Source organism: Gordonia neofelifaecis NRRL B-59395, from assembly GCF_000192435.1.
GTDB classification, from domain to species: domain Bacteria; phylum Actinomycetota; class Actinomycetes; order Mycobacteriales; family Mycobacteriaceae; genus Gordonia; species Gordonia neofelifaecis.
In genome coordinates, this window is the sequence record NZ_AEUD01000015.1 from 110,710 (window position 1) to 123,829 (window position 13,120).

The 13,120-nt window shown below is 68.2% G+C and carries 13 protein-coding genes; 2 read left to right on the top strand and 11 right to left on the bottom strand.

Annotation, left to right across the window (positions count from 1 at the left end; all coding sequences use genetic code 11):
- Positions 1-9: 9 nt before the first annotated feature.
- From recA to pgsA, 6 genes are all read right to left on the bottom strand, one after another.
- Complete coding sequence (gene recA, locus SCNU_RS16025) at positions 10-1,053, bottom strand: recombinase RecA (RefSeq protein WP_009680445.1); 1,044 nt, start codon at positions 1,051-1,053, stop codon at positions 10-12.
- Positions 1,054-1,286: 233 nt separating this feature from the next.
- Positions 1,287-1,481, bottom strand: coding sequence for a DUF3046 domain-containing protein (locus SCNU_RS16030; RefSeq protein WP_009680446.1), 195 nt, complete (start codon positions 1,479-1,481; stop codon positions 1,287-1,289).
- Positions 1,472-2,677 carry a glycosyltransferase gene (locus tag SCNU_RS16035; protein WP_050792849.1) on the bottom strand — a complete coding sequence of 402 codons (1,206 nt, stop codon included), beginning with the start codon at positions 2,675-2,677 and terminating at the stop codon, positions 1,472-1,474. Before SCNU_RS16035 ends, SCNU_RS16030 begins: the two co-directional genes overlap by 10 nt.
- 14 nt (positions 2,678-2,691) lie before the next feature.
- A complete protein-coding gene (locus tag SCNU_RS16040; RefSeq protein WP_009680448.1) occupies positions 2,692-3,516 on the bottom strand; it encodes a PspA/IM30 family protein in 825 nt (274 codons plus the stop codon).
- 43 nt (positions 3,517-3,559) lie between these two features.
- Positions 3,560-3,880 carry a helix-turn-helix domain-containing protein gene (locus tag SCNU_RS16045; RefSeq protein ID WP_009680449.1) on the bottom strand — a complete coding sequence of 107 codons (321 nt, stop codon included), beginning with the start codon at positions 3,878-3,880 and terminating at the stop codon, positions 3,560-3,562.
- Positions 3,881-4,052: 172 nt separating this feature from the next.
- Positions 4,053-4,646 (bottom strand): CDP-diacylglycerol--glycerol-3-phosphate 3-phosphatidyltransferase, encoded by a 594-nt coding sequence (gene pgsA, locus SCNU_RS16050; protein WP_050792850.1) that lies wholly within the window; start codon positions 4,644-4,646, stop codon positions 4,053-4,055.
- A gap of 74 nt (positions 4,647-4,720) precedes the next feature.
- Here pgsA and SCNU_RS16055 point away from each other — a divergent pair, with 74 nt between their 5' ends.
- Positions 4,721-5,254, top strand: coding sequence for an amino-acid N-acetyltransferase (locus SCNU_RS16055; RefSeq protein ID WP_009680452.1), 534 nt, complete (start codon positions 4,721-4,723; stop codon positions 5,252-5,254).
- A gap of 42 nt (positions 5,255-5,296) precedes the next feature.
- Positions 5,297-5,575, top strand: a complete 279-nt coding sequence (locus SCNU_RS16060; RefSeq protein ID WP_009680453.1) for a YciI family protein — start codon at positions 5,297-5,299, stop codon at positions 5,573-5,575.
- 36 nt (positions 5,576-5,611) lie between these two features.
- On the opposite strand, the gene SCNU_RS16065 is transcribed toward SCNU_RS16060, so the two are convergent.
- The 5 genes from SCNU_RS16065 to dapA form a co-directional block, all read right to left on the bottom strand.
- Positions 5,612-6,589: a TerC family protein gene (locus SCNU_RS16065; RefSeq protein WP_009680454.1), complete on the bottom strand. Its 978-nt coding sequence runs from the start codon at positions 6,587-6,589 to the stop codon at positions 5,612-5,614.
- Between the two features lie 190 nt (positions 6,590-6,779).
- Positions 6,780-9,623, bottom strand: coding sequence for a DNA translocase FtsK (locus tag SCNU_RS16070; RefSeq protein WP_139026062.1), 2,844 nt, complete (start codon positions 9,621-9,623; stop codon positions 6,780-6,782).
- A gap of 84 nt (positions 9,624-9,707) precedes the next feature.
- Entirely contained in the window at positions 9,708-10,340 is a 633-nt protein-coding gene (locus tag SCNU_RS16075; protein ID WP_009680456.1) for a TIGR03085 family metal-binding protein, read from the bottom strand.
- Positions 10,337-12,187 carry a ribonuclease J gene (locus SCNU_RS16080; protein WP_009680457.1) on the bottom strand — a complete coding sequence of 617 codons (1,851 nt, stop codon included), beginning with the start codon at positions 12,185-12,187 and terminating at the stop codon, positions 10,337-10,339. Before SCNU_RS16080 ends, SCNU_RS16075 begins: the two co-directional genes overlap by 4 nt.
- A complete protein-coding gene (gene dapA / locus SCNU_RS16085) occupies positions 12,187-13,092 on the bottom strand; it encodes a 4-hydroxy-tetrahydrodipicolinate synthase (protein WP_040518628.1) in 906 nt (301 codons plus the stop codon). Before dapA ends, SCNU_RS16080 begins: the two co-directional genes overlap by 1 nt.
- Positions 13,093-13,120: the final 28 nt, after the last annotated feature.

Genomic DNA, 13,120 nt, shown 5'->3' on the forward strand with positions numbered 1-13,120 from the left:
CGTCCCCGATCAGAAATCGACCGGCTCGGGCGCGATCTCGTCCGCGTCGGCAGGCGGACGGCCGATGCCGAGCTTGTCCTTGATCTTGTCCTCGATCTCGTTCGCGACATCCGGGTTGGCGATCAGGAACTTGCGGGCGTTCTCCTTGCCCTGCCCCAACTGGTCGCCCTCATAGGTGAACCACGACCCCGACTTCCGAATGAATCCCTCGGCCACGCCGAGGTCGATCAGCGAACCCTCACGGCTGATGCCGTGGCCGTACAGGATGTCGAACTCCGCCTGCTTGAACGGCGGGGCGACCTTGTTCTTGACGACCTTGACTCGAGTCCGGTTGCCGACGGCGTCGGTACCGTCCTTCAACGTCTCGATACGGCGCACGTCCAGACGCACCGACGAGTAGAACTTGAGGGCCTTACCACCGGTCGTGGTCTCCGGCGAACCGAACATCACGCCGATCTTCTCGCGCAGCTGGTTGATGAAGATGGCCGTGGTGTTCGAGTTGTTCAGGCCCGAGGTCATCTTGCGGAGCGCCTGACTCATCAGTCGTGCCTGCAGGCCGACGTGACTGTCGCCCATCTCGCCCTCGATCTCGGCCTTCGGCACCAGCGCCGCAACCGAGTCGATGACCAGGATGTCGAGCGCGCCCGAGCGGATCAGCATGTCGGCGATCTCCAGGGCCTGCTCACCGGTGTCGGGCTGTGAGACCAGCAGGGCATCGATGTCGACGCCCAGCTTGGCGGCGTACTCGGGATCGAGTGCGTGCTCGGCGTCGATGAACGCGGCGATGCCGCCCGCGGCCTGCGCGTTCGCGACGGCGTGCAGGGCGACCGTGGTCTTACCCGACGATTCCGGGCCGTAGACCTCGACGATGCGGCCGCGCGGAAGACCGCCGATGCCGAGCGCGATGTCGAGGGCGACCGAGCCGGTCGGAATGACCTCCATGGGCGGGCGGGCGTCCTCACCGAGTCGCATCACCGAGCCCTTGCCGAAATTCTTGTCGATCTGAGCAAGTGCCAGATCCAGTGCCTTCTGCCGATCAGTCACGGGTGCCATCGGTCTCTCCTCCGGGTGCTCTGCTGTGTGGTGTGAAGCTGTGGGTTCGAACGTTGCTGTGGTCTTACACGTTTCCGCTGTCGTGACCACACATTAGGAGCAGGGTCTGACAATTCTGCTTCGCGCGGTCATTGAGTTGGACGCACCAGAGCGCACTCCGGTTCCCCATTCATGATGAGCGAACAGATGTTCGATGGCAATTCGACACGCCGGAGCCTGGATCAGACCCGCCGTCACCAGCGTTCCGGCGGGACCTCGAACTCCCGGCACAGCGCTCGCCAGACCAGCTTCGGGTCGACCCCCTGGTCGATCGCCTCCCGGCCCGTCCGGCCGCCCAACTCCATCAGCACCAGATCCGCCAGCAGGCCGTCGGCCCGCTTCCGGCCGAACTCCGCTTCGGTGAGTTCGGCGAACTCTGTCAGACGCATGAGTCCATTCTCCACGACTGCCCGGCCGCCGCTTCCCGCGCGTACGCCCGGTGCGCCGTCGCCACCGGATCGACGACGCCTGCCACCGTGTCCGCTACCCTCCGCGCCGCTGACGCGTAGCGATCGTCGTCGAGCACCTCGACGACCGCCGCCGCCAACGCCTCAGCCGTCGCCGGTCGCACCAGCAGGCCGCAGCCGATCCGCTGCACGCGGCTGGCGAGCTCCCACTGGTCGCCGCCGCCCGGCACGGTCACCACCGGAACACCGGCGAGCAGAGTCTTCGCCAGCATGCCGTGCCCGGCACCGCAGATCACCAGATCGGCGTCCGGCAGCAATTCGTCCTGCCGGGCCGTCGCGGCCACCAGACCTCGCGGGGCCTCCGCCGCGTTCGGTGGCTGCAGAGCGGAGAAGACCACGCGCACCGGACGGCGCGCCTGCAGTTCCGCGAGCGCCGACAGCGCCTCGGCACCGAGATCGCCCGCACCGGTCGCTGCGGTCGACGGAGCCACGACGATCAGCGGGCCGTCGCCGGCCGGTCGGTCGAAGCACTCGGCGGTCGGCTCGAACAGCAGCGGCCCGACCAGATGCGTTCGGGCCGGCCAGTCCGGGCGAGGCACTTCGAGCCCCGGCAGGGTCGCGACGAACCGTGCGATCGGCGACGGCTCGGCCGGCAGCCCGATGCTCGCCCGTGCCCGCCTGCGCTGGCGTCTGCCCTTCGCGACGGCGGGAGCCGAACTCGATCGCAGCACTGTGTCCCGCAGTCGGCCGCGGAACCCCTCGCCCGCCGCCAGGCCCGCGCCGATGGGCGGCAGGCCCGACGACTGCTCGTACAGCGGGTGCGGCGACAGCTCGATCCACGGCACGCCCACCAGCTCGGCGGCCCAACCGCCCGCGATCGTGATCACGTCGCTGACGACAAGATCCACACCGGTCAGCGCCAGTTCCGGCGCCAATTCGAGCGCCATCCGCGCCGCACGGACGCTGAGCTTCGCCCCGGCGTCATCGTCGTCCTCACCGGGCCGGGCGGCCAGGCCGGGCAGCGGCCGAACCTCGATCCCCCGCTCCGCAGCGACCGGAATCCAGCGCTCGCCCGTGTACACGATCGGCCGGTCGCCCGCCGCGAGAAACGCAGTGGCCAGGCCCAGCGCCGGAAACGCATGTCCGGCGTCGGACCCGGCCACGATGGCGACGGTCAGCGGCGCCTGCGTGTTCAGTTCTGTTCCGGAGTCTGCGGAGCCGGAGCTGCGCCGCCCTGCTCCACCTGCGGCGCCGCCGCGCCCTGTGCGCCCGCCGACTGACCGGGGGCGAGGGAACCGCCGTTCATGCTCGCGCGAATCTGCTCGAGCCGCGCGTGGCCCGCCAACTGCACCCCTGCGGCTTCGACCTCCTGCATCCGGCCGGCAACCGATCCCTTGGCCAGTTCAGCCGATCCCAGGGCATTCGCGTAGCGACGCTCGATCTTGTCCCGAACCTGTTCGAGATTCGGCGTGTTGCCCGGGGCCGACAACTCGCTCATCTGGTTCAGCGAGGCGCTGACCTGCTCCTGCATCTTGGCCTGCTCGAGCTGGCTCAGCAGCTTCGACCGCTCGGCCAGCTTCTGCTGCAGCGCCATCGCATTGCGCTCGACGGCCTGCTTGGCCTGCGCAGCCGCCTGCAGCGACTGATCGTGGAGCACCTTGAGGTCTTCGACGTTCTGCTCCGCGGTCACCAGCTGCGCGGCGAAGGCCTCGGCGGCATTCGTGTACTCACCCGCCTTCGCGGTGTCGCCCGCTGCGGCGGCCTGGTCGGCGAGAGTGAGTGCCTGCCGGGCGTTGCCCTGCAGCTTCTCGATCTCCTCCAACTGCCGGTTGAGCCGCATCTCGAGCTGCCGCTGATTGCCGATCACGGCGGCGGCCTGCTGGGAGAGCGCCTGATGCTGCCGCTGCGCGTCCTCGATCGCCTGCTGGATCTGGACCTTCGGATCGGCGTGCTCGTCGATCTTCGAGTTGCCCAGAGCCATCATGTAGTTCCAGAACTTCACAAACGGATTGGCCATCGGTATTCAAACTCCTCGTTGCGCGGGTCGCGTCGTCGGTCGATCACGCGGCGGCGAGAGCCGCGGGCGCACCCGCGCCGTCCACCGAATCATCCTGGGGGGCAATGACTTCGACAAGAGTATCCGGGACGTTCGGTCGCATCACTCCGGCGACCTGGAACAGCACGTCACCGATCGGCACGTCGAGGGCCTCGCAGATGGACGCCAGCAGTTCGCTGGACGCCTCCTTCTGTCCGCGCTCCACCTCTGAGAGATAGCCGAGCGACACCCTCGCGTCGGTCGAGACCTCGCGCAGCGTGCGTCCCTGACCGTTCCGAACACGGCGCAACTCGTCGCCGATCGCTTCACGCAAGAGCAGTGTCACGTCCGGACCTCCTCACGATTCTCCTCCACGCCCCGTTCCGGGCGGTCGATTCCGTCAAAGCCTGTGCCGTCGACCCTAGCCGAATTCTTGATCGCCCGCCGCTCACATCCGAACGCCGACGACCCACCGATGTGCATCGCCACCACGGGTTCAACGCGTGTGCTCCCCCGCGCTATTCCGCGTCCCGGCGCATCGCCAGCGCACGCCACACGTAGTCGAGCCCGGTGGCCACCGTCGCCACCACGGCGGCGATCATGATGACCCACGCCGCGGTGTGCCACGCCCCGCTGAGCGGCAGCACGAACAGACCGATGGCGACCGACTGGAGCAGGGTCTTCAGCTTGCCGCCGCGACTGGCCGGAATGACGCCGTAGCGGAGCACCCAGAAGCGCAGCAGGGTGACGCCGACCTCGCGGGCGAGGACCACGACCGTGACCCACCACGGGAGATCGCCGAGCACCGACAGGCTGATCAGCGCCGCGCCGATCAAGGCCTTGTCCGCAATGGGATCGGCCATCTTCCCGAAGTCGGTGACGAGGTTCATTCCCCGGGCCAGCCGACCGTCGAGCTGGTCGGTGAACGCGGCGACCGCGAAGACCACGAAGGCGGCGATCCGCCACGCCGTCGAATGTCCGTCGTCGACGAACAGCAGGACCACGAACACCGGCACCAGGACGATGCGGAACACCGTCAGTGCGTTGGCGATGTTCACCACCGGCACCGGGGCCGCGTCATCGCCGATCGCGCGGCGCACAGGGTCAGTCACGCCGTTAAGCCTAACGGCACCCGTTTCCCCGACTACCGAAGGGCGCATTCGGACCTGCGACTACTCTCGTTCCCATGCTGAGCGAACACGCCGACTCCCGCACCGACGAGCCCCCCGCGGTGCTCGTGCGCCGCGCGCGGACGTCGGATGTTCCCCGGATCAAGGAGCTCATCGACATCTACGCGGGCAAGATCCTGCTCGAGAAGAACCTGGTCACGCTGTACGAGTCGGTCCAGGAGTTCTGGGTCGGCGAGCTCGACGGCCTCGTGGTCGGCTGCGGTGCGCTGCATGTCATGTGGTCCGATCTGGGCGAGGTCCGCACGGTCGCGGTCGACACCACCCATTCCGGTCACGGGATCGGGCACAAGATCGTCGGGCGCCTGATGGACGTGGCGCGCGAACTCGAGCTCGAGCGGGTCTTCGTGCTGACTTTCGAGACCCAGTTCTTCTCCCGGCACGGATTCGTCGAGATCGACGGGACACCGGTCTCGCGCGAGGTCTTCGATGAGATGTGCCGGTCGTACGACACGGGCGTCGCCGAGTTCCTCGACCTGAGCTTCGTCAAGCCGAACACGCTCGGCAACACTCGCATGCTCGCGCTCCTGTAACTCATCACAGCTCGCACCCGACAGTTCGAAAGGACCATCACCATGGCGCTGTTCGCCGTCGAGTACACCTATGCTCCCGAGGCCGCCGCGGTCCGCGACGAGTTCCGGCCCGAGCACCGCGGCTGGCTCGGCGCCCAGCACGAGGCCGGTCGGCTGCAGTTCGTCGGCCCCTTCGCCGACGGCAGCGGCGCCCACCTGATGATCACCGCCGACGACGCCGACTCGGCGCGCGAGTTCCTGACCGGAGATCCCTTCGCTCGCGAGTCGGCCATCGCCGCGGTATCCGTCCGGGAGCTCACGCAGGTCTACGGACCGTACTGAGCGAGCCGCTGGATCGGGCCCGGACAGAGCAGGCGGTCAGCCCGCTCGTCGTCTGCTGACCGCGAGGCTCGCGACCGTCGTCACGACCAGGGTGCCGCCGATGACCCCCAGCGAGAGCGCCGTGCTGATCTCGGGGACCGAGACGGGCATGCCGCCGTTGATGAAGCTCAAGGTGTTCTCGTGGAGTGCGTGGAGTACCAGCTTCACACCGATGAAGCCCAGGATGAACGACAACCCGTACGACAGGTAGATGAGCTTGTCGAGCAGACCGCCCAGCAGGAAGTACAGCTGTCGCAGGCCCATCAGCGCGAACGCGTTCGCGGTGAACACCAGGTACGGCTGCTGCGTCAGACCGTAGATGGCCGGAATCGAGTCGAGCGCGAACAGCACGTCGGTGAAGCCGATGACGATCAGGACCACCAGCAGCGGCGTGATGTAGCGCTTGCCGTCGATCTTCGTGGTCAGCCGGTCGCCGTCGTAGTGGTCGGCGGCACGGAACCATTTCTTGACGATCCGCTCCATCCGGCCTTCGCGCTCACGCTCGGCCTCGGCCGGCTCGTCGCTCTCGCGGAGCAGTTTGACGGCGGTGAAGATCAGGAACAGCCCGAACAGGTAGAACACCCAGCTGTAGGCGTCGATCGCCGCCGCACCGACGGCGATGAACACGCCACGCAGAACCAGTGCCATCACGATGCCCAGCAGCAGCACCTTCTGCTGGTACACGCGCGGCACGGCGAACTTCGTCATGATGACGACGAAGACGAACAGGTTGTCGACCGAGAGCGCCTTCTCGGTCACGTAGCCGGCGAAGTACTCACCGCCGTAGGTTCCGCCCCACTTCCACCAGACGAAGCCGCCGAACAGCACCGCGATGCCGATGTAGACGGCGGACCAGAATCCCGATTCCCGAAGAGTGGGTTCGTGCGGCGTCCGCACGTGGGCGAAGAAGTCGAAGACGAACAGACCCAGGATCACCGCTCCGGTGATCAGCCAGGTCGCCAACGAGACAGTCATGAGAATCCTCCAACACGTAGCACGAAGCGACGATGTCGGAGGTCTCTCCCACCGGCGGTGCGCCCTGATCGGCGCTGCCGGCGACGGCCCCGGGACCGGCCCGGCCGCATCCGATCGGCGGATGCGGCAGAGCGGGCCCGTATTGACGGGAACGCCTGCGAGACGGGGATACTCCCCTCCAAGATCTCCGTCAGTCTAGCGGATCGGCCGCGTCGTCGCCTCCGCCCGTGATCGAGGCGATGACGCCCGCCAGATCCTCCGGCTTCACCAGCACCTCGCGGGCCTTGGACCCCTCGCTCGGGCCGACGATTCCGCGAGTCTCCATAAGATCCATCAACCGCCCGGCCTTGGCGAACCCGACCCGCAACTTGCGCTGCAGCATCGAGGTGGAGCCGAACTGGCTGGACACCACCAGTTCGATGGCCTGGAGGAGATCGTCGAGGTCGTTGCCGATGTCGGCGTCGATGTCCTTCTTCTCGCCCGCCTTCGCCGTCGTGACGCCGTCGGTGTAGTCGGGCTCGGACTGCTCCTTGGTGAACTCGACGACGGCCGCGATCTCCTCATCGGTGATGAAGGCGCCTTGCATGCGGATCGGTTTGTTCGCCCCCATCGGCAGGAACAGACCGTCGCCCATGCCGATCAGCTTCTCGGCGCCCGGCTGGTCGAGGATGACGCGGGAGTCGGTCAGCGAACTCGTCGCGAACGCCAACCGGGACGGCACGTTGGTCTTGATCAGACCGGTGACGACGTCGACCGACGGCCGCTGCGTCGCGAGCACCAGGTGGATGCCCGCCGCGCGCGCCTTCTGCGTGATCCGGACGATCGCCTCTTCGACGTCCCGCGGCGCCGTCATCATCAGATCAGCCAGCTCGTCGACGATCGCGACGATGTACGGATACGGCTTGTACACGCGCTCGGACCCGAGTGGCGTGGCGATCTCACCCGACCGGACCTTCGCGTTGAAGTCGTTGATGTGGCGGACCCGGGACGCCTTCATGTCCTGGTAGCGCTGCTCCATCTCGTCCACCAGCCACGACAGGGCTGCCGCAGCCTTCTTCGGCTCGGTGATGATCGGCGTGATCAGGTGCGGAATGCCCTCGTACGGCGTCAGCTCCACCATCTTCGGGTCGATGAGGATCATCCGGACCTCGTCGGGGGTGGCACGCGTCAGCAGCGACACCAGCATCGAGTTCACGAAGCTCGACTTGCCCGAGCCCGTGGAACCGGCGACCAGCAGGTGCGGCATCTTCGCGAGGTTCGCGCTGACGAAGTCGCCCTCGATGTCCTTACCGAGGCCGATCACCAGCGGGTGGTTCTCCTTGCGGGTCGACGGCGCGGCGAGCACGTCGGACAGTCGGACCATCTCGCGGTCGGAGTTCGGGACCTCGATGCCGACTGCCGACTTGCCGGGGATCGGCGCGAGCAGGCGGACGTTGTCGGTCGCGACCGCGTACGCGATGTTGCGCTGCAGCTGGGTGATCTTCTCGACCTTGACGGCCGGGCCGAGCTCGACCTCGTAGCGCGTCACGGTCGGGCCGCGCGTGTATCCGGTCACCGCGGCGTCGATCTTGAACTGCTCGAGGACGCTGTTGATCCGATCGATCATCTCGTCGTTCGCCGAGGTGCCGGTCTTCGCCGGCTCGCCCTGCACCAGCAGGTCCGCGGGCGGAAGCAGATAGTCGGAGTCTGGGGTCCGGTCCAGGAACGACCCGCCCGCGGGCACGGCCGGCCGTTCGGCCGCGGGCTTCGGTGCCGCGGCCGGAGTCGGGGCCGGCCTGCGCCGTGGTCGGGGCGCGGGCTCGGGTTCCGGTGCAGGGTCGGTGTAGTCGTCCGCCGCGAATTCGTCGGCGTCCTCGTCGCCGAACCGGAGCGTCGGGTTCTCGTCGACCGGCACGTCGAACGGCGCCTCGTCGAACGCGGGCGAATCGATCAGCGGCTCGGTGACCAGGTCCGGCATGCGCGCGTCCCGGTCCTCACCCGCGGTGCTCCGCCGCCGCGCCGAGTCGGTCGCCCGAGGGCGGCGTCGGGTATCGGGCGGGTAGTTCCGGAACGGGTCGCCGTAGTCGCCGTCGGTGTGCGACTGCGCCGGGTCAGCGGGCGGCCCGGGGTCGTAGTCGTCGAAGGACTCGGCGGCCTCGTATCCGTCTGCGGGATCGTCGTCGTAATCGTCGTACTCCGGATCCCACTCGTCGTCTTCGTCGTAGTAGTCGTACCCGCCGGCGCCCAGTCCGAGGTAATCCGACACCGCTCCGGCGACCTCCGCGAGCGTCCGGCCGCTGAGCGCGAGCACACCGAGCGCGCCGAGCAGCAGGAACAGCGGAACCGTGACCCAGACCGTGAGCGCATTGGTGAGGGGTGAGGCGAGGGCGTAGCCGAGGAAGCCTGCGGCATCGGCGCGGGCGTCGTAACCGGTGGGGGCACCGTGCATCAAATGGGTCAGCGCCAGCACCGGAACCGCCACCAGCAATGAGCCCGCGACATTGCGGAGACGACGTTCCGGATTCGCCGGGAAACGCATCACCAGCACCGCGATCACCAGGAGCAGCACCGGAATGCCGTAGGCCAGCACGCCGAATCCGGCCCTGACCAGGGTGTCGATGAACGCTCCGACGGGACCGAGCGCGTGGAACCACACGCCGATCGCGATCAGTGCGGCCGTGAGCGTGAGCGCCAGTCCCGCTCCGTCGCGTGCCTGGGCGGGATCGTCCTCTCGGTGTGCGCCGATCCGGGCCAGCCCGCCCAGCCCGCGCGCTGCGAGATTCCATGTCGCCACCGCGGCGCGTCCCATCCCCCGACCGACCGAGGTCCGGTCCGCCGGACGACGCTTCAGGTCTTGCGAGTGTGCGGGCCGCCGTGACGTCGAACCCGCGGGCTGCTTGCGGGCACCGCCGCCCTGACCGGACTTCGGTCGCGCCGCAGCGCCCGCCTTGGTCCCCCCGCGTGCGGCGCCGCTGCGCGACCGGCCGCCGTTGCCCGACTTCGACCCGGTCGAAGCACTGGACGAGCGGCTGCGCGTTGATGCATTGGAAGCCATGGCCCCCAGCCTAGTGCCCACCAATCACTACAGTCACACTGGCAACACACGTGAGGTCACGGTCGTGTCGATTTCGTAACCGACTCACAATGTTCGCTTGGTGCTCCGCAGGCTGGCGACCGCGGCCGCGGAACCGGAGAACTCCACGTCGACCGGTGCGCGTCCGAACGCGAACAGCAGGAGTTCGCCGACGGTGCCCGAGACGCCCACCGGTTCCCCGCGACCGACCGTCATCAGGTCGCGCCCGTCGCCCGTGCTCAGCGTGGTCCGGACCGGCGACGTGGACATGATCCGGCGCCCGACGGTACGGAGCGGGAGCTCCAGCGCCTTCTGCAGGTCGGCCGAGATCTGCCGGGGCATGAACGGACCGGCGGGGTCCGCTCCCCCGCGCAGCACGTCCTCGTGGTGGACGAACATCTCGGCCAGATTCACGTAGCGGTCGGCGACCCGGAAGGGTGAGTACCACGGGGGTCCCTCCGCCAGCATCACCAGCAGTTCGTCCCAGGGCTTGTCGCCGTAACTCTCGGTGACGGCGGCGGTGTGCCCCGACAGCGAGCCGACGAAGATCCCCGCCGTGGCGTCGATACGCCGCTCGCGCACGATCAGATGGATCGCGAGATCCCGGTTGTTCCAGCCCGCGCACAGCGTCGGGGCGTCCGGCCCGGTCGCCCGCATCGTGGCGACCAGCGCCGCCCGCTCCGAACGGGCCAGGCTCACCGGCTCTCCCCCACCGCGATGACGGTCGGCACGATCATCGGACGACGGCGGTATTTCTCACCCACCCAGCGGCCGACGGCGCGTCGCACACCCTGAGCGATGCGATGCGTATCGGTGACGCCCTCGTTCGCGAGCTCGGTGAGCGCCTTGTTCACCAGGTCCGCCGCTGCGGCGAGCGCGCCCGGATCGTCGGAGAAGCCGCGACCGGACACCGTCGGCTTGCTGACCGTGGCACCGGTCGCCGCATCGATGGCGACGGTGATGGCGATGAAGCCGCCCTCACCGAGGACCAGGCGATCCGACAGCGTCGACTCGCCGACATCGCCGACCGACAGGCCGTCGACGTACACGTATCCGACCGGAACGCGTCCGGTGATCTGGGCGCGGCCGTCGACCAGGTCGACCACGACGCCGTCCTCGGCCAGGACCACACGGTCCTCCGGGACGCCCGTGGCGACGGCGAGAGCCGCGTTCGCGCGCAGATGCCGCCACTCACCGTGGACGGGCATCGCGTTCGACGGACGCACCGCGTTGTAGAGGTAGAGCAGTTCGCCCGCCGACGCGTGACCGGAGACGTGCACCTTGGCGCTGGCCTGGGTGACCACCGTGGCTCCCCGCTTCGCGAGGCCGTTGACGACGGCGAACACCGAGTTCTCGTTGCCGGGGATCAGCGACGAGGCGAGGACCACGAGGTCGTCGGCCCGGATGTTGATCTGCCGGTGCTCACCGCGCGCCATGCGCGACAGCGCCGACAGCGGCTCGCCCTGCGATCCGGTCGAGATGAGGACCAGTCGATGGTCGGGCAGGGTGGCCGCGGTGTCCATGTCGACCACCACGCCGTCCGGGACGGTCAGGTAACCGAGGTCCTGGGCGATCTGCATGTTGCGAACCATCGACCGGCCGACGAAGGTGACCCGGCGTCCGTGGCGGTGCGCGACGTCGACGATCTGCTGGATGCGGTGGACGTGGCTCGCGAACGACGCGACGATGACGCGCTGGCGGGCCTTGCCGATGACGGTGTCGAGGACCCCGCCGATCTCGCGTTCGGGGGTGACGAAGCCCGGTACCTCGGCATTGGTCGAGTCGACTAGGAACAGATCGACGCCCTCGTCTCCCAGGCGGCTGAAACCCGCGAGGTCGGTGAGCCGCTTGTCGAGCGGCAGCTGGTCGAGCTTGATGTCGCCGGTGTGCAGGACCAGACCCGCGGGTGTGCGGATCGCGACGGCGACCGCGTCGGGGATCGAGTGGTTGACGGCGAAGAACTCACAGTCGAAGACGCCGTAGTCCTGACGGTCGCCTTCGGCCACCTGGACGAGCTTGGGGCGCAGCCGGTGCTCACGGCACTTGGCCGCTACCAGCGCGAGAGTGAAGCGGGAGCCGACGATCGGGATGTCGCCGCGCAGCTTCAGCAGGAACGGCACGGCGCCGATGTGGTCCTCGTGACCGTGCGTCAGCACGACCGCCTCGATGTCGTCGACGCGGTCCTCGATGTAGCCGAAGTCGGGCAGGATCAGGTCCACGCCCGGCTGCTGATCCTCCGGGAACAGCACTCCGCAGTCGACGATCAGCAGCTTGCCGTCGTACTCGAAGACGGTCATGTTGCGGCCGATCTCGCCGATTCCGCCGAGCGCCACGACGCGCAGGCCGCCCTTGGCGAGCTTCGGCGGCGCGGGCAGCCGGTCGATCACGTCGCCGGTGACGCCGGAGCCGGTCGCGGCGGCCACCTGCGGCGGGAGCTGCTTCTTCCCGGCCTTCTTCTGCGGCTGGTCAGCGGGCGGGCCGGCCTTCCGCGAGGCGCGACGACGACCGCCGCCCGACTTCTTCTCGTTACTGCTGTTGTCTGCCATCAGGAGATCACCTCGGCTGCACGCAGATCGGAGATGAGTGCCTCGATCTGTGCGGGTTCCGCCGCGACCTGCGGCAATCGCGGATCCCCCACCTCCAGACCGGTGATACGCAGTGCCGTCTTGACCATGCAGACTCCGCCGAGCCGTCCCATCGCGTCCACCAGGGGCGACATCGAGTCCGCCAGCCTACGTGCGGTGGCGAGGTCACCGGCCAGGGTCGCGGCGCGGAGATCGCGGAGGCGGTCGGGCACCAGATGCCCGATCACGCTGACGAATCCGGTCGCACCGATCGACAGCCAGGGCAGGTTCAGCGCGTCCTCTCCGGACAGGTACTCCAGATCGGTCGCGGCCATGATCTTCGACGCGGCGTGCAGATCGCTCTTGGCGTCCTTCACGGCCTTGATGTTCGGATGCTCGGCGAGCTTCAGGATGGTGTCCGTCTCGATCGGAATCACGGATCGGGGCGGGATGTCGTAGAGCATCACCGGCAGGCTCGACGCGTCGGCGACGGTGCGGAAGTGCGCGAGGACGCCGGACTGCGGCGGCTTGCTGTAATACGGCGTGACGATCAGGACGCCGTCGGCGCCGATGTCCTCGGCTTCCCGGACCCGGCGCGCGGACTCCGCCGTGTCGTAACTGCCCGCACCGTGCACGACCTTCGCGCGATCGCCGACCGCGTCGAGGGTCACACGCAGCAGATCGTTCTTCTCCTGCACCGTGGTGGTCGGCGACTCGCCGGTGGTGCCGTTCACGACGATCGCGTCGCATCCCTTGTCGACGAGATGGGTGGCGAGCTCCGCGGCTTTGTCGAGGTCGATCTTCCCCTCCGGAGTGAAGGGCGTCACCATGGCCACCGAAACAGTCCCGAACGGGTGTTCCGCGCTTTGCGAATCAGCGGAGTTCATGCCGCTCAGGCTACCGCCTGGCATGACG